Here is a 21051-nt window from a genome sequence, read left to right as displayed (position 1 = left end):
ACCCTGGTCTGGACCACTTCCGGCCACCTCGGGAGCCGCCGTGTTCAGGACGTTCGTGGTGTCGGCGCTGGTCGCCGGCCTGCTCAGCACCCCGCAAGCCACCGCCCAGCCCGCCGCGTTCGACACCGCGCCCGCCGCGGCCGTGCTCAGCCGGCTCCTGCCGGCCCACGCGAGCCAGTTCACCCTCCAGGCCACCACGGGCCGCGACGAGTACGCGGTGTCCGGGACCGCCGGTGCGATCACCGTGCGCGGCACGTCCCCGGCCACGCTGCTCGCCGGCGTCGGCTGGTACCTGCGGACCGTGGCCGAAGTGGACATCGGGTTGGTCGGCGACAGCCTGAACCGCCTGCCCGCGACCCTCCCGGCGGTCACCGCCACCACCCGCACGGCCGTGGTCCCGCACCGCTACGCGCTCAACGACACCCAGGACGGTTACGCGGGCGCGTACCGGGACTTCGCCGCGCTCCAGCGCGAGGTGGACGTCCTGGCCCTCAACGGCTACAACGAGGTCTACGTCCAGGTCGGCGCGGAGTACCCGTACTACCAGGCGTTCCAGCAGTTCGGGTACACCGCCGCCGAGCTGCGGGCGTGGATCCCCGCGCCCGCGCACCAGCCGTGGTGGCTGCTCCAGAACATGAGCGGCTTCGGCGGGCCGGTGTCGGAGCAGCTGATCACGGCTCGCGCGGACCTCGGCGCACGCCTGACCGGTCACCTGCGGGGACTGGGCATGACGCCGGTGCTGCCCGGCTACTTCGGCACCGTGCCGACGGACTTCGCTTCACGCAACCCGGGCGCGACCGTGGTCCAGCAGGGCACGTGGGTCGGTTTCCAGCGGCCGGCGTGGCTGGACCCCACGAACGCGTTGTTCACCCGCGTGGCGTCGGCGTACTACGCGGCGCAGAAGGTCCGTTTCGGCTCCAGTGCGATCTACAAGATGGACCTGCTCCACGAAGGCGGCAACGCCGGCACGGTGGACGTCCCGCGTGCCGCGCGAGCGGTCCAGGACGCTCTCCGCGCCGCGCATCCCGGCGCCATCTGGGCGATCCTCGGTTGGCAGGGCAACCCGTCGAGCACTCTTCTGTCCGGTGTGGACAAGTCCGGGATGCTGGTCGTGGACGGCCTGTCCGACCGCTACGACAACCTGGACCGCGAAACGTCCTGGGGCGGCACGCCGTACGCGTTCGGCACCATCCCCAACTTCGGCGGTCACACCACGATCGGCGCGAACACGGCGGTCTGGACTTCGCGGTTCCGCCAGTGGCTGGCCAAGCCGGCCGGCGCGCCGCGGGGCATCGCCTACCTGCCCGAGTCCGCGACCGTGGACCCGGCGGCGTTCGCCCTGTTCTCCGACCTGGCCTGGACCACGACCCTCGACCACGCGAGCTGGTTCGCCGACTACGCCGGCCGCCGCTACGGCGGCCGGGACGACAACGCCACGGCCGCCTGGGACTCGTTGCGCCGCGGCCCGTACAGGACCCCGTCGGGGACGTGGAGCGAGTCCCAGGACAGCCTCTTCGCCGCGCGGCCGGCCCTGACCGTCCGCACCGCGGCGACGTGGAGCCCGGAGGCGACGCGGTACGACCCGGAGACCGTCCGGACGGCCCTGACCAGGCTGCTCGCCGTCGCCCCGGCCCTGCGCGCGAGCGACGCCTACCGGTACGACGTGGTGGACCTGGCCCGCCAGCACCTGGCCAACCGCAGCCGGGCCCTGTTGCCGCTGGTCAACGCCGCCTACACGGCGAAGGACCCGACGCGGTTGCGGGCGTTGGCCGACCAGTGGAACCGCGAGATCGCCCTCCTGGACCGCCTGGTGGGCAGCGACCCGCGGTTCCTGCTCGGCCGGTGGACCGCGAGCGCCCGGGCCTGGGGAGCGACGCCGGCCGAGCAGGACCGGCTGGAGTACGACCAGCGCTCGATCCTGTCCACGTGGGGCCACCGCGCCGGCAGCGAGGGCGGCGGCCTGCACGACTACGCCAACCGCGAGTGGTCGGGCCTGGTCTCCGGCCTGTACGCGCAGCGCTGGGCGAAGTTCTTCGGGGTCTTGGACACGGCCCTGGCCACCGGCGCCGCTCCCGCCGCGGTGGACTGGTTCGCCCTGGAGGACGCGTGGGCCCGCCGGACCGACCCGCTGCCGACCAGCCCGTCCGGCGACCCGGTGGCGTTGGCCGCCGAGGTGGCCGCCCTGCCGCCACTGGCGAAGACCGGCCCGATCACCGGCGTGGGCGGCAAGTGCGTGGACGTGACCAACGGCAGTTCGGCGGACGGAACGCCGTTGCAGCTCTACACGTGCAACGGCACCCCGGCCCAGACCTGGACCGCGACCGGCGCGACCCTCCAGGCGATGGGCAAGTGCATGGACGCCCGGAACGGCGGGACCGCGCCGGGCACCGCGGTGCAGCTCCACAGCTGCAACGGCACGCCGGCGCAGTCCTGGACCCACCAGTCGGACGGTTCCCTGCGCAACGCCAAGTCCGGCCTGTGCCTGGACGCGACCGGCGGCTCGTCCGCCAACGGCACCGCCCTCGTCCTGTGGACCTGCCACGGCGGTGCCAACCAGGTCTGGCGGCTGCCGGCCTAGTAGGCGGCGGTGAAGCGGGTTCGGCGGTGGCGCGGGTGGTCCACCTCGTCGAGCAGGGCCACGGCGAAGTCCTCCAGGGAGATGGTGGACTCGCCGTGGTCGTCCACCACCAGGTCGTCCAGGCCGAGCCGGTAGCGGCCGGTGCGCACGCCCGGCTCGATCACCGCGGGCGGGCTGGCGTACGTCCAGTCCACTTCGGACTCGCCGCGGAACACGTCGTGCTGCTCGGCGCACGCCCGCGCGATGGGGAGGATGTCCGCCGGGAACCCTTCCACCTCGTGCACCAGCACCCCCTCGGGCGTGCGCAACGTCGCCGCCCCGCCGACCACGATCAGCCGAGCCGTGCTGCGCCGCACGCCCTCCAGCAGCGCCTTGGCCGTGACGACCAGGTCCCGCTCGGACCCCGGCACCGGCCGGGTCGCGCCGACCACCACGTCGCTTCCCCTTGCGAGCCCGGCCACCCGGTCGACGTCCGTCGCGTCGGCCACGACGAACCCCGGCCGGTCCGACCTGGTCACCGGCGTGACGTCATGCCCGCGCCGGCGCGCTTCGGTCACCACTCGACTTCCGACGGCTCCCGCCGCCCCGAACACGGTGATCCGCATCCGTCTTCCCTCCCTGTTTCTGTGCGACGACCAAAGAAGCGAGCACGACGACGGCCCCCAGCACCTGGAGCGCCGTCAGGTCCTGGCCCAGCGCGAGCCACCCGACCAGCGTGGCCACGACCGGGCTGAGCAAGCCGAGGAACGTGACCTCGGTGGCCTTGAGCAGCTTGATCCCGCGGAACCACAGGCTGTAGGACAGGGCCGCCCCGATCAGGCCCAGGTAGGCGTACCCGGCCCAGTTGCGGGCGGTGATCGTGTCCGGCAGGCCCTCGACCAGCAGCGTCACCGGCACCAGCAGCAGCCCGCCCCACACCAGTTGCCACCCCGTCGAGGCCAGCAGCGGCGCGGGGGACGGCCAGCGCTTGCTCAGCACCACGCCCGCCGCCATCACCGCCGCGCCGCCCAGGGCCGCGGCGACGCCCAGCCAGTCCAGGGCCGCGTTGGCCCGCAGGACCAGCAGGCTGACGCCCGCGACACCGGCGACCGCCGCCAGGGCGACGCGCAGGGTCATCCGCTGCCCCAGCAGCGCCGCCGCGAGACCCGCGACGATCAGCGGCTGGACCGCGCCGACGGTCGCCGCCACGCCGCCCGGCAGCCGGTAGGCGGCCAGGAACAGCAGCGGCAGGAACGCGCCGATGTTCAGCGCCCCCAATATCAGCGACCGCCACCACCAGTCGCCTTGCGGCAATCGGCGGGTGATCAGGACCAGCAGCACGCCGGCGGGCAGGGCGCGCAGCAGGCCGGCCAGCAGCGGGCGGTCGGGCGGCAGGTACTCGGTGGTGACGTAGTAGGTCGTGCCCCAGATGGCGGGGCCCAGCGCGGTGACGAGGCGGTTGCTTAGCACTAAGTCAAACTAACTCATCGCTAAGGTACCTGGCCCGTGATTTGTCTCACCGCTAAGGTAGATGCGTGGCAGACCACGTCGACCTCGTCCTGAGCCAGTGGCACGCGCGGCGGCCCGACCTGGACGTGTCCCCGATGGCCGTGCTGGGCCGGCTGAACCGCTTCGCGCGCGTGGTCGAGGCCGCCCAGCGCGAGACGTTCGCGCGGCACGGGCTGGACCGGGCGTCGTTCGACGTCCTGGCCACCCTGCGCCGCAGCGACCCGCCGCACTGCCTGACACCCACGGAGCTGATGCGCTCGTCCATGGTCACGTCGGGCGCGATCACCCAACGCCTGGACCGCCTGGAGGCGCGGGGCCTGGTGACGCGCAAGCCGAGCGAGGTGGACGGTCGGGGCGTGGTCGTCTCGCTCACCGAGGAGGGACGGCGCCTGGTGGACGCGGCCCTCCCCGACCACCTGGCCACCGGCCACCGCCTGCTCGCGGCCCTCGACCCGGCCGGCCGGGACGCGCTGGCCGACATCCTCCGGACGCTGTTGGAGTCGGCTGAGTAGAGCGGGGGTGCCCTACGCCGCCGGGACGGCCGTGCGGCGCAGCCAGAGCAGGCCGAGGACCGGGAGCACCAGCGGGATGAACAGGTAGCCGCTGCCGAAGTGGGACCACACCGTCGCCTGCGGGAACCACGCCGGCGCCAGGTAGCTGACCGCGCCGACCACGACGACGCCGATCAGTTCGACCGCGCACGACACCCACGCGACCCGCCGGGACGCCCGGCTGCCCACCGCCAGCGTCACGGTCGCCACGACGTAGACCACCGCCGCGAACGCGGACAGCAGGTAGGCCACCGGAGCCTCGGCGAACCGCGTCGCGATCTGCACCCCCGACCGCGCCGACGCGGCCACCGCGAACAACCCGTACACGGCGATCAACAACCGCCCCGGCCCGGACCGCGTGTCAGGCATGACCCGCCCAGATCTGTTGCAGCCGCACGATCATCACCGGCACGCTCAGGCAGCCCACGACCAGCACCGACGCGCCCCAGCGGGACCGTTCGGCGATGGCCCAGAAGCCGGCCAGCGGCAGCACGACCACCGGCCCGATCAGGTAGCCGACGAAGGTGGCGGACGCGATGTCGCGGTCCAGCCCGATCAGCTTGACGACGCCGATCACGGCCTGGACGAGCAGCCCGAACTCCAGCAGCACCACCGCGCCCGCGATGCCGAGGGTCAGCTTGGTGTCCAGCGTCAGGGGCTTGTCCAGGGCCACGAGCAGCAGCGCCCAGGCGGCGCAGACCAGCGAGAGCACGATCAGCGCCACGGCCAGGAAGTCGATCATCGAACCAGGTCCTCCACGGGGAGAACTCTAAGGGCACTCCACGTAGGTGGCGGTCAGCGGCGGCACCTCGAAGCGCGCGTCCACCCGGAGGCAGCGGCCCAACGGCGGCCGGTCCGCCACATACTCCGCCACGACCTCGGCGAACGCGGGACAGGCGAGCTTGAGCCACCCCGGCGCGACCCGCACGCACAACGCGGCCAGGGCGGGCTCGCCACCCGCCACCACGACGTCGTGGATCCGCTGGGTGGTCTCCCGATCGAACGTGTACCCGAGCCGCTCCGAGGCCGGGGTGCCGGTGGTCGGCGCGGTGGGTGCGGCGAGGGCCGGGGCGCCTGCCGCCGGCGGAGCGGCCGGCACGGCGTCGGCTGGCGCTGCCGCCGGCGAAGCGGCCGCGGGGCCCGCGGCGGCGGCTGGTGCGTGAGCGCGAGCGGCCGGCGCCGGCAGGGCGGCTGGCGCGGCGGCTGTGGCCGGCGTTGCCGCCCGCGGAGCGGCTGCGGGGCCCGCCGCGGCGGCGGCTGGGGCGCGGGCTGGCGCGGCGGCTGGTGGCGCGGCGGCTGCCGTGGTCGTGGCTGCCGTGGTCGTGGCCGCGGCGGTGGCTGTTGCCAAGGCCAGCACCAGGAGCAGCGCGCGCATGGCGTCATGGTCCGCTCGGAGCGGCGGCCCACCAACCGGTCATGTCCCGGCCACTTCACCGTGGGTCGCGCATCACTCGACCGTGGCCACTTTCGTGCGATGCTCCCTCGGTGATCACCCGCACATGATCACGCACAGTCAGGACCTCTGACGCGTGCTGTCACCCTGCGACGCCGCTATCGGGGAGAGGACACCCAGCCGTGCGAAAGTTCCCCTGGCGACTGGCCGGCGCACTCACCGCCGCCGCCACGATCGCCACCACCCTGCTCGTCCCGGCCGCCTCGAACGCGGCCACGCCCATCACCGTCACCCAGGCCATCGGCCAGCAGAACGGCTCGACCGCCACCGTCCGCGGGTACGTCGTCGGCCAGCCGACCGCCACCACCACCGTGGTCCGGTCGAACTTCCCGAACGACTACGCCCTCGCCCTGGCCGACACCGCGACGCAGACCAGCACCAGCCAGATGGTCTACGTCCAGATCCCCTCCGCCTTCCGCTCGGCCTGGGGCCTGCGCACCAACCCCGGCCTGCTCGGCAAGCGCATCGACGTCACCGGCACGCTCTCCGCCTACTTCGCCCACCCCGGGCTGACGTCCGCCACGGCCTTCGCCTTCGCCGGCACCACCACCACACCGACCACGAGCACGACCACGACGACCAGCGCCCCGCCGGCCGACGACTACTACCGGGACGCCACCGGTAAAACCGGTGCCGCGCTCAAGACCGCCCTGCACCAGATCATCCGCACCGGCACCAAGCTGTCCTACGACCAGGTGTGGAACGCCCTCAAGGTCACCGACCAGGACCCGAACAACGCGGCCAACGTCATCCTGCTCTACAGCGGCCGGTCGCAGAGCAAGACGCTCAACGGCGGCGACGTCGACGACTGGAACCGCGAGCACGTCTGGGCCAAGTCCCACGGCGACTTCGGCACCGCCACCGGCCCCGGCACCGACCTGCACCACCTCCGCCCGGAGGACGTGACGGTCAACGCCGACCGCGGCAACAAGGACTTCGACAACGGCGGCACCGCCGCGGCCGAGGCGCCCGGCAACTACACCGACAGCGACTCGTGGGAGCCCCGCAACGCCGTCAAGGGCGACGTCGCGCGCATGCTCTTCTACATGGCCGTCCGCTACGAGGGCACCGACGGCTTCGCCAACCTGGAGCTGAACAACAACGTCAACAACGGCACCGCGCCGTACCACGGCCGCCTGTCGGTGCTCCTCCAGTGGCACCAGCAGGACCCGCCGGACGCGTTCGAGAAGCGCCGCAACCAGGTCATCTACGACTCCTACCAGCGCAACCGCAACCCGTTCATCGACCACCCGGAGTGGGTCGCGGCGATCTGGAGCTGACCGCCGGCGGCGTGGGGGCCTGCCTCCACGCCGCCTGTCATCGGTTCCTCATGCGCCCCTCGCGAAGCTCGGGGACGTCCCGACACGATGAGGGGAGCACTCGTGAAACGCCTGTCCCTGGTGGCGCTGGCCGCCGCGTTGTCCGTCACCCCAGCCGTCACCCCAGCCGTCGCCCACGCGCAGACGGCCGTTGACCCGCAGGTGGCGCTCGACTCCTACCGCACCACCGCCGGCGGCCCCGGAGCCGCGCTCCACACGCACTCCCGCACGCTGCACAGCGGCTCGGCGAGCATCACCGAGAACCGGCCCATCACGCCGGACGACCGGTTCCGCGCCGCCAGCCAGACCAAGACGTTCACCGCCGTCGCCGTGCTGCAGCTCGTGGACGACGGCGCGGTGGACCTCGACGCCACCGTGGAGCGCTACCTGCCCGGCGTCGTCACCGGCAACGGCCACGACGGCACGAAGATCACCGTCCGCCAGGTCCTCCAGAACACCAGCGGCATCACGTCGAGCACCGGCGACCCGCAGCCCCAGCCGGACGGCGCCTACACCCTCCGCGAACTGGTCCGCGCCGGCCTCACCACCCCGCCGCGCACCGCGCCCGGCACCGCGTTCGAGTACTCCAACACCAACTTCGCCCTGGCCGGCCTGCTGGTCGAACAGGTCACCGGCCGGTCGATCGGCGACGTCATCACCACGCGGATCCTCGCCCCGCTCGGCCTGACCCGCACGGAGTACCCGCGCACCCGGTCGATGGCGGCCCCGTTCGTCCCCGGCTACCAGGGCGCGCGCTTCGGCCCGTTCTCCTTCTGGCTGGACCGGACCGACTCGGTGGAGCCGTCGTTCATCGCGTCGGCGGGCGCGATCGTCTCGTCGCAGCGCGACCTCTCGACCTTCCAGCGCGCCCTCCTCGACGGCCGCCTGCTGTCGCCGAGCACCCTCCGGCAGATGCGCACCACGGTCCCCATGCCGGGCGTGCCCGCCGACTCCCGCTACGGCCTGGGCCTGTGGCGGCTGGCGCTGACGTGCGGCGGCGAGGCGTGGGGCCACTTCGGCGACCTGTCCACCGGCCACTCGTCGGGCACGTTCGCCACCGACGACGGCCGCGTGGCCGCGCTGGTCACCAACACGATCGTCCTCACCGAGCCCGCCACCACCCGCATCCAGGTGATCGACGCGGCCCTCTGCGCCTGATCCCGGGCAGGAGCCGGGTTTCCTGTCACCCGGATGGGGCTACCCGCCGGTAGTAACGTGGGAAGCCCGGCTCCAGGGAGGTCCGTGATGACCGCGGTGGACCCCGACCGGCACGTGGACGAGCGCCTCGCGCGCAAGGTCGCCGAGCAGGCGCGCGAGACGAGGTGGAAGCACCCGAGCTTCGGCAAGGAGTTGTTCCTCGGGCACTTCCGGCTCGACCTGATCCACCCCCACCCCTCCGGCTCCGCCGACGACCGCGAACGCGGCGAGAAGTTCCTCGGCGAGCTGCGCGAGTACTGCGAGACCATCGACGGCGCGCGGATCGAGCGCGACGCCCTGATCCCCGACGAGGTCCTGGTCGGGCTCAAGCGGCTCGGCGCGTTCGGGATGAAGATCAAAGCCGAGTACGGCGGCCTGGGCCTGTCCCAGGTGTACTACAACCGTGCCCTGATGCTGGTCGGCTCGGTGAACCCGGCGCTGAGCGCGATGCTGTCCGCGCACCAGTCGATCGGCGTGCCGCAGCCGTTGGCGATGTTCGGCACCGACGAGCAGAAGGCCGCCTACCTGCCGCGGTGCGCGGCGGGTGAGATCAGCGCGTTCCTGCTGACCGAGCCGGACGTGGGCAGCGACCCGGCCCGCCTGGGCACCACGGCGACGCCCGTGGACGGCGGGTACGTGCTCAACGGCGTGAAGCTGTGGACGACGAACGGCGTGGTCGCGGACCTGCTGGTCGTGATGGCGCAAGTGCCGGGCAAGGGCATCACGGCGTTCGTGGTCGAGGGCGATTCGCCCGGCATCACCGTGGAGAACCGCAACGAGTTCCTGGGCCTGCGCGGCCTGGAGAACGGTGTCACGCGGTTCCACGAGGTCCACGTGCCCGAGGCGAACCGGATCGGCAAGGAGGGCGCGGGGCTCAAGATCGCCCTGACGACGTTGAACACCGGGCGGCTGTCGTTGCCGGCGCTGTGCGCGGGTGCGGCGAAGTGGTGCCTCAAGATCGCTCGCGAGTGGTCGACCGAGCGGGTGCAGTGGGGGTTGCCGGTCGGGAAGCACGAGGCCATCGCGGGCAAGGTGGCGTTCATCGCGGCGACCGCGTACGCGTTGGAGGCGGTGCTGGACCTGTCCAGTGAACTGGCCGACGCGGGCGGTCACGACATCCGGATCGAGGCCGCGCTGGCCAAGCTGTACGGGTCGGAGATGGCGTGGCTGGTCGCGGACGAGCTGGTGCAGCTGCGCGGCGGCCGGGGGTACGAGACGGCCGAGTCGATGGCCCGGCGGGGTGAGCGCGGTGTGCCGGCGGAGCAGTTGTTGCGGGACCTGAGGATCAACCGGATCTTCGAGGGGTCCACCGAGATCATGCACCTGCTCATCGCGCGCGAGGCCGTGGACGCGCACCTGGCCGTGGCGGGGGACATCATCGACCCCGAGGCGGACGGTCGGGCGAAGGCGCGGGCGGTGGCCCGGGCGGGCGGGTTCTACGCCAAGTGGTTGCCGACCCTGGTCGTCGGGCGCGGGCAGGTGCCCAGGGCCTACGGAGAGTTTGGTCCTCTCGCGACGCACCTGCGGTTCGTGGAGCGGTCGAGCCGGAAGCTGGCGCGGCACACCTTCTACGCGATGTCCCGGTGGCAGGGGCGGATGGAGCGCAAGCAGCGGTTCCTGGCGCGGGTGGTGGACATCGGGGCGGAGCTGTTCGCGATCAGCGCGTCGTGCGTGAAGGCGGCGGCGGACGGGGACCGGGCGGTCGAGCTGGCGGACGCGTTCGCGAAGCAGTCTCGCGTTCGAGTGGACGAGCTGTTCGAGCGCTTGTGGACGAACGCCGACGAGTCGGACGTGGTGCTGGCGCGGCACGTGCTGGAGGGGCGGTTCACGTGGCTGGAGGAGGGGGTGCTGAACCCGTCCACCCCGGGGCCGTGGATCGCGGACTCGACGCATCGGGCGTCCACGGCGGAGAACGTGCACCGGCGCACGCCCCGGCCGTGACGGGTCGACGCAGGTCAAGCGCGATGGCGACGCGGGCTGGGTGATCGCGGGCTGGGTGATCGCCGGCGGGGTGATCCTCGGCTGGATGACCGCCGGCGGGGTGATCCCCGGCTGGCAGTGCCGCCTTCCGGCCCCTCCACGAGCGCCGGCCCTGAGCCGTTGGGGCGGCGGCTCAGGGCGGGGTGGTGCTCGGTCCGTTGGCACACGGGGCAGGTGTTTGCGGGCGCGGCACCTGCCCCGTGTGACGGCCGGATGGGGACCACGTCCCCCGTACTCCCCGTCCGACTCCCCTTTGCAACAACGGAAGGACACACACCCTCCAGGAGGAGGTGCGGTAACGCTATGCCACTACTGGCCAGTTCACACCTACGACAATTGAGTGAATTACCAGGTGAGGGGCGCTCGACTACTCTCAGAGAGTAACTTCTCCGCGCCGGTCGAACACGAGATCGCGGGCCGCCGCCAAGCCCATCGCGACCGCGCCGCTCAGCACCGCCCCGTCACCCAGCTCGCCGGCCACGATCCGGGGCGCCAACGGCGTCAGCCGCGCCAGCGCCTCCGCCAGCGGCGGCCCCAGGTCCGTGTTGCTGCCGATCCCGCCGCCCAGCACCACCAGTTCGGGGTCGATCACCGCCGCCACCGACGCGACCACGAACGCCAGCCGCTCGGCCTCGTCCCGAACGACGTCCACCGCCCGCTCGTCCCCGCCCCGCGCCAACGCGAACACGTCCCGCGCCGACTTCACCGACCCCAACCCGCGCGACCGCGCCAACGCCACCACGGACTCCGCCGCCACCGCGGACTCCAGCCGCCCCCGCGCACCGTCCACATCGGACGGATACGGCAGGTAGCCGACCTCGCCCGCCGCGCCGTTCGCCCCGCGGAACAACCGGCCGTCCACCACGATCCCCATGCCGATCCCGGTCCCGACCGTCACGCACACGAACACGTTCACGCCCCGCGCCGCCCCGTACGCGTGCTCGCCCACGGCCGCCAGGTTCGCGTCGTTCTCCACCACCAGGTCGGGCCCGAGCAGCGCCTCCAGCTCGTCCAGCAACCCCGGCCGCTCCCACCCGGGCAGGTTCGGCGCGTGCAGCAGCGTCCGGTCCCGCGGCACGCCCGGCGTCCCCACGACCTTGACCACCATCTCGGCCAACGACAACCCCGCGTCGGACACCGTCCGCACCGCCAGGTCCCGCACCGTCCGCACCAGCGCCCCGGCCGTCCGGCACCGGTTGCGCTCGTCCACCCGCGCGATCACCGACCCCGCCAGGTCCGCCACCGCGACCCGGATGCGCTGCCGCCCGATGTCCACGCCCAGCACGTGCCCGGCCGCCGGGTTCACCTCGTACACCATCGCCGACCGCCCCGGCCCGGCCGTCGTCCGGCCGATGGGGCGCACCAGCCGGTGCTGCTCCAGGTCCAGCAGCGCCTGGCCCACGGTCGGTTTGGACAGTCCGGTGTCCTTCGCGATCTGCGGCCGGGTCGCGGGACCGCCGCGGCGCAGCCGGTCCAGCACCGCCCGCTGGTTCAGCACGCGCATGCCCGCGGGGGTGCCCACCTGGGGGGACTTCCGGACCGTCACAGCGAGTGAGTCTAGATCGGGTGGAGCAACAACCGGACAGGCTTGTGGACAAGCCGGGTGATCAGTCTTGACAACGATGTCAGCCGCCCGTTTCCCTGACCGGCGAGTTCGGCCGGCGTCAAGGCGAGTCAAGGCGAGAGGCGTGCGCGATGAGGCACATGCGAAGTCGGAGATCCCTGGTCATCCTGATGACCGCTGCGCTGGCCGCGGGGTCCGTGGGAGGCTGGTCGCCAGCGACCGCCGCACCGGGGGAGCCAGCCGTGAGCGAGACCCTGTTCGCCACGTCGTTCGAGGACGGGCAGCCGCAGCCGAAGTGGGCCAGCACCGTGGAGACCGGTCCCGACGGGGCCCCGAAGACCGCCGGCGTCAACGGCTCCGACTCGACCGGCATCCCCGGCAACGTCACCGACCGGATCACCGACGTCGCGGCCAACTCCGAGTACGCGGAGGCCGGTGAGGTCAAGGAGAACCTGGTCGACGGCAACACCGCGTCCAAGTGGCTGACCTTCACCCGCACCGGCTGGGTCCGGTTCACCTTCCCGGAACCGGTGGCGGTCAAGCGGTACGCGATGACCTCCGCCAACGACGCCCCCGAGCGCGACCCGAGGGACTGGACGCTGCGCGGGTCCAACGACGGCTCGACGTGGACCACGCTCGACACCCGCGCCGGCGAGGCGTTCACCGAGCGCTTCCAGACCAAGGCCTACGACACCGCCAACGCGGAGGCGTTCCGCCTCTACCAGCTCGACATCAGCGCCAACCAGGGCGGCGTCGGCCTGATCCAGCTCGCCGAGGTCCAGTTCTCCGACGGCTCCACCACCCCGCCCGCGCGGAACATGCGCACCACCGTCGGCAAGGGCGCCAACGGCGGCTACAACGCGAAGGCCGGCGCGGGCTTCACCGGCCTGAGGGCCCTGCGCTACCAGGGCACCCACGTCGCCGCCGAGCGCGGCTACTCCTACAACAAGGTCTTCGAGGCGGACATCCCGGTCACCGACACGACCGAGCTGTCCTACCTGGTGTTCCCGTCGTTCATCACCGACGACCTGAACTACCCGAGCACGTACGTCGCCATCGACCTCGCGTTCTCCGACGGCACCTACCTGTCCGACCTCGGGGCGCGCGACCAGCACGGGTTCGAGCTGTCCCCGCGCGGCCAGGGCGCGGCGAAGTCGCTCTACACCAACCAGTGGAACCGGGTCGCGTCGGTGATCGGGGAGGTCGCCGCGGGCAAGACGATCAAGCGGATCCTCGTCGCCTACGACAACCCGAAGGGCCCGGCCGGGTTCAACGGCTGGTTCGACGACATCGCGGTGAAGTCCGCGCCGGCGACCGTCGCCAAGCCGCGCCCGTCCGACCACGTCCTGACCACCCGGGGCACCAACTCCAGCGGCAGCTTCTCGCGCGGCAACAACTTCCCGGCCACCGCCGTGCCGCACGGGTTCAACTTCTGGTCGCCGATGACCAACGCCGGCTCGATCAGCTGGCTCTACGAGTACGCCAAGGCCAACAACCGGGACAACCTGCCGACGTTGCAGGCGTTCACCGCGAGCCACGAGCCCAGCCCGTGGATGGGTGACCGGCAGACGTTCCAGGTCATGCCGTCCACCGGCACGCCCACCGCGGACCGCGCGATGCGCGCGCTGCCGTTCCGGCACGAGAACGAGACCGCGCAGGCGCATTACTACGGCGTGGAGTTCGAGAACGGCATGCGCACCGAGATCGCGCCGACCGACCACGCCGCCGTGTTCCGGTTCACCTTCACCGGCGACACGTCGAACGTGGTGTTCGACAACGTCAACAACAGCGGCGGCCTCAGCCTGGACGCGGCTTCCGGCGTGGTGACCGGCTTCTCGGATGTCAAGAGCGGTCTGTCCACCGGTGCCACCCGCCTGTTCGTGTACGGCAAGGTCAACCGGCCGGTGGCCGCGAGCGGTCGCCTGACCGGCGTCGGCCGGGACAACGTGGCGGGCTACCTCCAGTTCGACACGTCGTCGGACAAGACCGTCGAACTGCGCATCGCCACCTCGCTGCTCAGCGTGGACCAGGCGCGCCGCAACCTCGAACTGGAAGTGTCCACTTCGGACACGTTCGAGTCGGTGCGCGACCGCGCCCAGGCGGCGTGGGATGAGGTCCTGGGCATGATCGAGGTCGAGGGCGCCACCGAGGACCAGCTCACCACCCTGTACTCCAACCTCTACCGGCTCTACCTCTACCCGAACTCGGGTCACGAGAACGTCGGCACCGCCGAGGACCCGAAGTACCGGTACGCCTCGCCGGTGCAGCCCGCGGGCCCGTCCACGCCCACCCAGACCGGCGCGAAGGTCGTGGACGGCAAGATCTACGTCAACAACGGGTTCTGGGACACCTACCGCACGACCTGGCCCGCCTACAGCTTCTTCACCCCGAAGAGGGCGGGCGAGCTGGCCGACGGTTTCGTGCAGCAGTACCGCGACGGCGGGTGGATCTCCCGCTGGTCCTCGCCCGGCTACGCCAACCTGATGACCGGCACCAGCTCCGACGTGGCCTTCGCGGACGCGTACGTCAAGGGCGTCAAGGACTTCGACGTCAAGGCGGCGTTCGAGGCGGCGGTGAAGAACGCGACCGTCGCGCCGCCGAACGCGGGCGTGGGCCGCAAGGGCCTGGACACCTCGATCTTCACCGGCTACACGTCCACCGCCACCGGCGAGGGCATGTCGTGGGCGATCGAGGGTTACGTCAACGACTACGGCATCGCGAACATGGCGCGCGAGCTGCACAAGCAGACCGGGGACCCGGAGTACCTGGCGCAGAGCGAGTACTTCGCCAACCGGGCCCAGAACTACATCCACATGTTCGACCCCGGCACGAAGTTCTTCCAGGGCCGCAACCCCGACGGCACGTGGCGCGAGTCGCCCGAGCACTACGACCCGCGCGAGTGGGGCCACGACTACACCGAGACCGACGGCTGGAACATGGCGTTCTCGGTGCCGCACGACGGTCAGGGCCTGGCGAACCTGTACGGCGGTCGCGAGGGGCTGGCGTCGAAGCTGGACGAGTTCTTCGCGACGCCCGAGACCGCGAAGTTCCCCGGTTCCTACGGCGGTGTCATCCACGAGATGACCGAGGCGCGGGACGTGCGGATGGGGCAGCTCGGGCACAGCAACCAGGTGTCGCACCACATCACCTACATGTACGACTACGCCGGGCAGCCGTGGAAGACGCAGGAGAAGGTGCGCGAGATCCTGTCGCGGCTCTACATCGGCAGCGACATCGGGCAGGGCTACCCCGGTGACGAGGACAACGGCGAGCAGTCGGCGTGGTGGCTGTTCAGCGCGCTGGGCTTCTACCCGTTGCAGATGGGCAACTCCACGTACGCGATCGGGTCGCCGCTGTTCAAGAAGGCGACCGTGCGCCTGGAGAACGGCTCCACCCTGGTGGTGAACGCGCCGAACAACAGCGCGCGCAACATCTACGTGCAGGCGTTGAAGGTGAACGGGAAGAAGTGGGACAAGGCGTACCTGCCGCACTCCGCCATCGCGTCCGGCGGCACGCTGGACTTCGAGATGGGCCCCGCGCCCTCGTCGTGGGCCACCGGTGCCGACGCCGCGCCGCCGTCGCTGACCAGCGGGAACGAGCCGCCCAAGCCGCTGCGGGACGTGACCTCCGCGTCGGTCGTCACGGGCGCTCCGGCCTCGGTGCTGGACAACACGTCCCAGACGGCCGGCAGCCTGTCCTGGTTGCAGGTGGACCTGAAGGACAAGAAGGAGAAGGCCGAGTTCTACACGCTGACGTCGAGCAAGGGGTCCGGTGACCCGTCGTCGTGGGTGCTGAAGGGTTCGTACGACGGCAAGACCTGGTCCACTGTGGACGAGCGTTCCGGTGTGACCTTCGCGCACCGGCAGCAGACTCGCGCGTTCAAGATCGCTCGGGCCGGGCACTACCAGCACTACCGGCTGGAGTTCCCGGGCACGGTGTCGGTGGCCGAGGTCGAACTGCTCGTCAAGCCGTTCGTGACCTGCACGTCCACCATCACCGGCGAGCACGCCGGGCCGTTGCGGGTCGAGGGCGTGGTGTGCGTGGACGGCGGGTCGGTGACCGGGCCGGTGACCGTGGCCGAGGGCGCGTCGCTGTACGCGTTCGGCGCGCGGTTGCAGGGTCCCGTGTCCGCGGCCGGCGCGGCGGCCGTGGTGCTGGTGGAGACCTCGGTGGGCGGGCCGGTGAACGTGACCGGGGCGTCCGGCGAGGTGTCGCTGGAGCGGGCCACGGTGGGCGGGCCGGTCAACCTGGTCGGCAACCGCGGCGGCACGGTGGTCGCGGGCAACACCGTCAGCGGGCCGCTGTCCTGCGGGACCAGCAGCCCGCCGCCGGTGGACAACGGGTGGGTCAACGACGTGCGGGGGCCGAAGTCCGGCCAGTGCTCGGCGTTCTAGTCGGTCGTCCCGGTTCGCAGGGTCACGGTTCGGAGGGTCACGGTTAGGAAGGGCACGGTTCGGAGGGTCGTCACCAGGAGATTTCGCGGCAGCGCTGCGCGGAGTCCCCTGGTTCGACCTGGAGCGTGGCGTGCTCGATGTGGTACCGGTCGGCCAGCAGCGTCTGGGCCGCCGCGAGCACCTGCGCCGGGTCGGCGTCGCGGCACGTCGTGAGGTGCGCGGAGGCGACCTCCATGCCCGAGGTGAGCGTCCAGACGTGCAGGTCGTGCGCCTCCTCGACCCCGGGCAGCTCGCCCAGGTCGGCCTGCATGGCGGCGACGTCGACCCGCTCGGGGGCGTGCTGGAACAGGATCCGCAGCGCGCCCGCCGCGAGCTTCCAGGTGCGGGGGAGGACGAACAGGCCGATCGCGACACCCATGATCGGGTCGGCGTAACGCCAACCGAAGAGCAGCGTGACCGCGCCGCTGATGAGCACGCCGACCGAGCCGATGAGGTCGGCCAGCACCTCCAGGTAGGCCCCGCGGACGTTGATGCTGTCCTTCGCGCCGTCGCGCAGCAGGAGGAACGAGACGAAGTTGGCCAGCAACCCGCCCACCGCCACGAGCATCACGGGCAGGCCGGGCACCTCAGGCGGGTTGCCGAACCGTCCGACGGCCTCGAAGACCACGTAACCGGCGACCCCGAACAGCAGCACGGCGTTGGCCAGCGCCGCCAGCACTTCGGCCCGGTACATGCCGAACGTGCGGCTGCCCGCGGCTTTCGCCCGGCGGGCGAGCAGGATCGCGGTGAGCGCCATGCCGACGCCCAGGACGTCGGTGAGCATGTGCGCGGCGTCGGAGATGACCGCAAGCGATTGCGTGGCGAACCCGACGACGAACTCGACCACCATGAACGCCGCGCCGATGCCGAACGCGACCCACAGCTTCCCGAGGTGCTGCGCGCTCGCTGACCCATGGCCGTGACCGTGACCCATGCTTCGGAACATATAGTCACATGCGCATGAGTGCAACCGGACTCAGGTGAACCTTCCCAGGAACCGGACCAGCGACGGCGCGATCCGGTTCGCGACCTGCACGAACCTGGCCTCCGGCGTGACCGGGACCACCACCCGCCCCTCCCGGACGGCCCGCACGACCTCGTCGGCCGCCCTGTCCGCGCTGTACCCGCGCAGCCTGTACATCTTCGCCGCCTTCTTCCTCTTCCGCTCCTGTTCGGCGTCGTCCGAGCCGGCGAACCGGGTGGTCGCCGCGATGTTCGTGTCCACCACCCCGGGGCAGATGGCGCTCACGCGGATGCGGTGCTTGCGCAGTTCGGCGTCCAGGCACTGGGCCAGCATCAGCACGGCCGCCTTGGTGGTCGAGTAGGCCGGGAGGGTGGCCATCGGGAGGTAACCGGCGGCCGAGGCCGTGACCACGAGGTTCCCGCCTTGCCCGCGCTCGACCAGGTACGGCGCGAACGCCCGCAACGTGTGCACGACACCCCACAGGTTGACGTCCACCACCCGTCGCCAGTCCTCCTCGGACGTGTCCAGGAACGCGCCCGCGACCGCGACCCCGGCGTTGGCCATGACCACATCCGGCACCCCGTGCCGTTCAACGACCTCCCGCGCAAGGGCATGCGTGGCCGCGCCATCGGTCACATCCAGCCGATACCCGACCCCACCGGCTTCCGCGGCCGTCCGCTCAGCCCCTTCGAGGTCGACGTCCAGCACCACGACGAACGCGCCATCCCTAGCGAACCGCAGGGCGGTGGCCCGCCCGATCCCGCTAGCGCCCCCGGTGACGACCACGACCCTCTGCGATCGCCGCCCTTCCACGAAGTCCTCGATCACCCGCGCGACCTGCTCGGGATGCGTGCGAGGCGCCCAGTGCCCCGCCACCAGCCGAGACCGCGACAGCTCATCCGTCCACCTCTCGGCGGCCTCAAGGTGTCCGGGCCCCACGAACGGGTCCTTCACCAGCTCGACCTGGTGAACCGGCACGCTCACCCGCCGGGCTTCGGCCCCCGCCCCCAGGTTCGCGCGGTACAACCCCAACCCGTTGACCAGTTCCCGCAGACCCCCGATCCACCGCCCGGCAACCCGCCACACCCCCTCGGCGAGCCCCGGCACCAGAAACCCGGCGACGTACCAGGACCGAGCCAACGTCCCGACCACCCGAACCGGCCGCCGCCACCAGTTCCGCCGCACCCAGTCCCGAACGTGCCCCAGATCGGGCCCGGAGATCGAGACGAACGACCGGAACACCTCGGGATGCCGAGCCACGGCGGCCCACCCGATCACGGCCCCCCAGTCATGCCCCACGAGATGGACCCCGGAGTACCCGCGCCCCACAGCCACCAGGTCCCCGACCACCTCGGCAACCCGATACCCGTCCCGCCGTCGCGGCGCCCCCGACCCACCGGCCCCACGAACATCAACCCGAACCACCCAGTACCGCCGCTGGAGCCGAGCAGCCACCCCGTCCCAAACACGGGCGTCATCGGGATACCCATGCACGAGCACCAGGACAACCCCACCCGGCACCCCACCCTCAACCACCCGAACCCGCAGGTCACCCCGCTCCACGAACCGCTCGACGACTCGCTCCACGCCCCGGAGGGTAGGGGGTGCGAACCCACCCCCAAACCCCTGCTAAGCTTCTCCCGTAGCTACGGCCCCCGTAGCTCAGGGGATAGAGCACCGCCCTCCGGAGGCGGGTGCGCAGGTTCGAATCCTGCCGGGGGCACCACGTTTGACCAGCAACTGAAGGCCCTTGACCAGCGCAAAGCCGGTCAAGGGCCTTCAGTGCGTGTACGGCCATGTCCGAGCGCGACCGGCGATCTACGGCCATCTGTGCCAAATACGTGCCAAAGTTTCAGGCCTCCGATCGGTGCCCCAGAGCGATTTCGACACGCCGGCGAACCGCCGCCGTCTCCCCGTCCAGGCACTTGGCGTAGATCTTGAGCAACACCTCCACGGAGTGCCCTGCCCACTCGGCGACGGTTACCGCGGGAACCCCTCCGTTGAGCCATGTGGACACGGCCGCGTGGCGCAGGTCATAGGGCGTGCCCGCCAACGGCGTCGCGGCCACTTCCGGGGTGAAAACTTCGGCGCGAGCACGCTGCCAGGCCCGGACGATGGTGAGCTTCGGCAGCTCCTGCCCATTTCGCTCCCCGGTGAACAGCCGGCCGTTCAGCGCCGTGCCGAACTGCTTGATGTGGGAGTGCAGCAGAGCAGTCAACTCCGGTGGACACGGCACCGTGCGGGTCTCTCCGCGTGCCCGCTGCTTGAGCTGTCGCCGGTCGCGGTTGGCTCCACTGTCGGTCCACTCCTTCCCTGCGTGCGGTTCGGCCGTGTCGATGGTCAGTTCCCCCCATCCCTCGTGCGGGAGCGAAAGGTTGTGTCTGGCCAGCGCAACAGCTTCCTCAGGTCGCATGGCGGCGTAGTAGAGACACCCGAAGAACGCGACCAGGCGCGGCCCGCTGCGCTGCTGTGTGCCGATGGCAGCCAGCAAGGTGCGTGCCTGCACGGGGTTGGCGACTGACCGCCGGTCCACCGCGTGCACTGTTCGTGGCGCGGTCCACTTGAGCGCGGGAATCGGGTTCTTGGCGAGCACCTTTCGCTCTACGGCGTACTCGACCGTGGTGGACAAGATCTTGCGACGTCGGCTGACCACACTCGCTGCGTAGGGCTTGCCGTCGAGCCGGACCGTGAGTGCGTCCAGCACCGGTCGTAGCACTTCCGGATCAGCCAGGGCGGTCACGGGGCGGGTGTTCCGCTCGATCCAGCGAAGCGCAGCCTTGACGTCGTCCGGCTTGTCCCCGTCTCGTCGGTTCGTGTTGAAGGCCCAACGGCCCAGAGCGGATCGGATGAGCTTGTCGTCGGGTTTGCCCTTGCCGGTGGTGAACATCGCCGTTGTGACAGTGGTCAGAGCTTCCGCGTTCGTGCGCCTGGTCGTGGCGGCTGCCCGAGGCCATTTCATGTCAACGAACGCGCACGCCAGTTCGTACCACGACATGGTTTGCGCCTCACGTCGCATCGTCACCGGCAGTCCGCTGGTGATGTCGAAGGCCTCACCACGTCGTGAAGCGGCCACCAGGTCTGACCGGAAGCTGTCTGCCAGCGCGGCAGTGCGGAAACCCTCACGGTGGAGTTTGCCCGCCACCTTCCAACGGACATAGTGGGTGGTCGTCTTCTTGCCCTGATAGGTCTCGGTCTTGTAGACGCGCACGTCGTACGTGGTGCTCATCAGGCCGCTACCTCTAGAGCGTCGTACCAGGCTTGGATGTCGGATCGGTCGATGCGCAACTTGCCGTTAGGGAGTTTGCGCACCCGTGGCGCACGCTTCTTGGCTTTCCAGTCGTTGAACGTGGACCGCGCGATTCCCATAGCGCGACAGAACTCGTCCACGGTCATCCAGCTTCGCTGTTCGGGCACTGTCGGACCCTTCTAGTCGCTGTGTGCGGTGCGGCGGGGGATGCGAGGGTCAAACCCGCAAACCCGTCAATCCGGGGGTGCCGGGGCTGTGACCTGCGGTGATGCGGTGC

General features: G+C 71.2%; 15 protein-coding genes, 1 tRNA gene and 2 pseudogenes. 8 read left to right on the top strand and 10 right to left on the bottom strand.

Translation table 11 applies throughout. The features are described 5' to 3' along the window. The first annotated feature begins 40 nt into the window (after nt 1–40). Nucleotides 41–2578 carry an alpha-N-acetylglucosaminidase TIM-barrel domain-containing protein gene (locus tag AB0A74_RS24930; RefSeq protein ID WP_358252973.1) on the top strand — a complete coding sequence of 846 codons (2538 nt, stop codon included), beginning with the start codon at nt 41–43 and terminating at the stop codon, nt 2576–2578. Here AB0A74_RS24930 and AB0A74_RS24925 read toward each other — a convergent pair. After that, a complete protein-coding gene (locus AB0A74_RS24925) occupies nt 2575–3183 on the bottom strand; it encodes an NAD(P)H-binding protein (protein WP_358252972.1) in 609 nt (202 codons plus the stop codon). The two genes, AB0A74_RS24930 and AB0A74_RS24925, sit on opposite strands and share 4 nt — an antisense overlap. After that, entirely contained in the window at nt 3107–4027 is a 921-nt protein-coding gene (locus AB0A74_RS24920; RefSeq protein ID WP_358252970.1) for an EamA family transporter, read from the bottom strand. The genes AB0A74_RS24925 and AB0A74_RS24920 overlap by 77 nt, the downstream gene beginning before the upstream one ends. A 65-nt stretch (nt 4028–4092) precedes the next feature. Here AB0A74_RS24920 and AB0A74_RS24915 point away from each other — a divergent pair, with 65 nt between their 5' ends. Beyond that, a complete protein-coding gene (locus AB0A74_RS24915) occupies nt 4093–4578 on the top strand; it encodes a MarR family transcriptional regulator (RefSeq protein WP_358252968.1) in 486 nt (161 codons plus the stop codon). A gap of 12 nt (nt 4579–4590) precedes the next feature. Here the strand turns inward: AB0A74_RS24915 and AB0A74_RS24910 are convergent, their stop codons facing one another. The 3 genes from AB0A74_RS24910 to AB0A74_RS24900 are packed head-to-tail and all read right to left on the bottom strand — an operon-like array spanning nt 4591 to nt 5716. Then, nucleotides 4591–4986: a hypothetical protein gene (locus AB0A74_RS24910; protein ID WP_358252967.1), complete on the bottom strand. Its 396-nt coding sequence runs from the start codon at nt 4984–4986 to the stop codon at nt 4591–4593. Beyond that, nucleotides 4979–5359: a hypothetical protein gene (locus AB0A74_RS24905; RefSeq protein WP_358252965.1), complete on the bottom strand. Its 381-nt coding sequence runs from the start codon at nt 5357–5359 to the stop codon at nt 4979–4981. The genes AB0A74_RS24910 and AB0A74_RS24905 overlap by 8 nt, the downstream gene beginning before the upstream one ends. Nucleotides 5360–5386: 27 nt before the next feature. Continuing rightward, nucleotides 5387–5716 carry a hypothetical protein gene (locus tag AB0A74_RS24900; RefSeq protein WP_358252963.1) on the bottom strand — a complete coding sequence of 110 codons (330 nt, stop codon included), beginning with the start codon at nt 5714–5716 and terminating at the stop codon, nt 5387–5389. Between the two features lie 476 nt (nt 5717–6192). Between AB0A74_RS24900 and AB0A74_RS24895 the strand changes: the two are divergent. The 4 genes and pseudogenes from AB0A74_RS24895 to AB0A74_RS24880 all read left to right on the top strand — a co-directional run. Beyond that, nucleotides 6193–6594: pseudogene (locus AB0A74_RS24895) on the top strand (DUF6359 domain-containing protein); the annotation flags it as partial. Between the two features lie 69 nt (nt 6595–6663). Then, nucleotides 6664–7350: pseudogene (locus AB0A74_RS24890) on the top strand (endonuclease); the annotation flags it as partial. Between the two features lie 102 nt (nt 7351–7452). Continuing rightward, entirely contained in the window at nt 7453–8547 is a 1095-nt protein-coding gene (locus tag AB0A74_RS24885; protein WP_358252961.1) for a serine hydrolase domain-containing protein, read from the top strand. 87 nt (nt 8548–8634) lie between these two features. Then, nucleotides 8635–10527 carry an acyl-CoA dehydrogenase family protein gene (locus tag AB0A74_RS24880; RefSeq protein ID WP_358252959.1) on the top strand — a complete coding sequence of 631 codons (1893 nt, stop codon included), beginning with the start codon at nt 8635–8637 and terminating at the stop codon, nt 10525–10527. 412 nt (nt 10528–10939) lie between these two features. Here AB0A74_RS24880 and AB0A74_RS24875 read toward each other — a convergent pair whose 3' ends face one another. Beyond that, on the bottom strand, nt 10940–12070 hold the full coding sequence (locus AB0A74_RS24875) for an ROK family protein (protein WP_358252988.1): 1131 nt from the start codon (nt 12068–12070) through the stop codon (nt 10940–10942). Nucleotides 12071–12261: 191 nt separating this feature from the next. On the opposite strand from AB0A74_RS24875, the gene AB0A74_RS24870 reads away from it, so the two are divergent. Continuing rightward, nucleotides 12262–16524, top strand: a complete 4263-nt coding sequence (locus tag AB0A74_RS24870) for a GH92 family glycosyl hydrolase (RefSeq protein ID WP_358252957.1) — start codon at nt 12262–12264, stop codon at nt 16522–16524. 70 nt (nt 16525–16594) lie between these two features. On the opposite strand, the gene AB0A74_RS24865 is transcribed toward AB0A74_RS24870, so the two are convergent. Both AB0A74_RS24865 and AB0A74_RS24860 read right to left on the bottom strand, forming a co-directional pair. Then, nucleotides 16595–17497, bottom strand: coding sequence for a cation diffusion facilitator family transporter (locus tag AB0A74_RS24865; protein WP_358252955.1), 903 nt, complete (start codon nt 17495–17497; stop codon nt 16595–16597). A gap of 42 nt (nt 17498–17539) precedes the next feature. Further along, complete coding sequence (locus AB0A74_RS24860) at nt 17540–19090, bottom strand: SDR family NAD(P)-dependent oxidoreductase (protein WP_358252986.1); 1551 nt, start codon at nt 19088–19090, stop codon at nt 17540–17542. 88 nt (nt 19091–19178) lie between these two features. On the opposite strand from AB0A74_RS24860, the gene AB0A74_RS24855 reads away from it, so the two are divergent. Further along, nucleotides 19179–19253: transfer RNA gene (locus tag AB0A74_RS24855), tRNA-Arg, on the top strand. A 126-nt stretch (nt 19254–19379) separates the two neighbouring features. On the opposite strand, the gene AB0A74_RS24850 is transcribed toward AB0A74_RS24855, so the two are convergent. Both AB0A74_RS24850 and AB0A74_RS24845 read right to left on the bottom strand, forming a co-directional pair. Beyond that, nucleotides 19380–20753 carry a tyrosine-type recombinase/integrase gene (locus AB0A74_RS24850; RefSeq protein WP_358252954.1) on the bottom strand — a complete coding sequence of 458 codons (1374 nt, stop codon included), beginning with the start codon at nt 20751–20753 and terminating at the stop codon, nt 19380–19382. Then, nucleotides 20753–20920 (bottom strand): helix-turn-helix domain-containing protein, encoded by a 168-nt coding sequence (locus AB0A74_RS24845; RefSeq protein ID WP_358252953.1) that lies wholly within the window; start codon nt 20918–20920, stop codon nt 20753–20755. Before AB0A74_RS24845 ends, AB0A74_RS24850 begins: the two co-directional genes overlap by 1 nt. Between the last annotated feature and the right edge of the window lie 131 nt (nt 20921–21051).

This window comes from Saccharothrix sp. NPDC042600 (assembly GCF_040647305.1).
GTDB classification, from domain to species: domain Bacteria; phylum Actinomycetota; class Actinomycetes; order Mycobacteriales; family Pseudonocardiaceae; genus Actinosynnema; species Actinosynnema mutabilis.
This window is presented reverse-complemented; position numbering and strand designations above follow the sequence as displayed.

Coding starts and splice junctions, on each gene's coding strand:
- AB0A74_RS24925 (WP_358252972.1), bottom strand. CDS start 3,183: ATGCGGATCACCGTGTTCGGGGCGGCGGGAGCCGTCGGAAGTCGAGTG.
- AB0A74_RS24910 (WP_358252967.1), bottom strand. CDS start 4,986: ATGCCTGACACGCGGTCCGGGCCGGGGCGGTTGTTGATCGCCGTGTAC.
- AB0A74_RS24905 (WP_358252965.1), bottom strand. CDS start 5,359: ATGATCGACTTCCTGGCCGTGGCGCTGATCGTGCTCTCGCTGGTCTGC.
- AB0A74_RS24880 (WP_358252959.1), top strand. CDS start 8,635: ATGACCGCGGTGGACCCCGACCGGCACGTGGACGAGCGCCTCGCGCGC.
- AB0A74_RS24875 (WP_358252988.1), bottom strand. CDS start 12,070: ATGCGCGTGCTGAACCAGCGGGCGGTGCTGGACCGGCTGCGCCGCGGC.
- AB0A74_RS24870 (WP_358252957.1), top strand. CDS start 12,262: ATGAGGCACATGCGAAGTCGGAGATCCCTGGTCATCCTGATGACCGCT.
- AB0A74_RS24865 (WP_358252955.1), bottom strand. CDS start 17,497: ATGGGTCACGGTCACGGCCATGGGTCAGCGAGCGCGCAGCACCTCGGG.
- AB0A74_RS24850 (WP_358252954.1), bottom strand. CDS start 20,753: ATGAGCACCACGTACGACGTGCGCGTCTACAAGACCGAGACCTATCAG.
- AB0A74_RS24845 (WP_358252953.1), bottom strand. CDS start 20,920: ATGACCGTGGACGAGTTCTGTCGCGCTATGGGAATCGCGCGGTCCACG.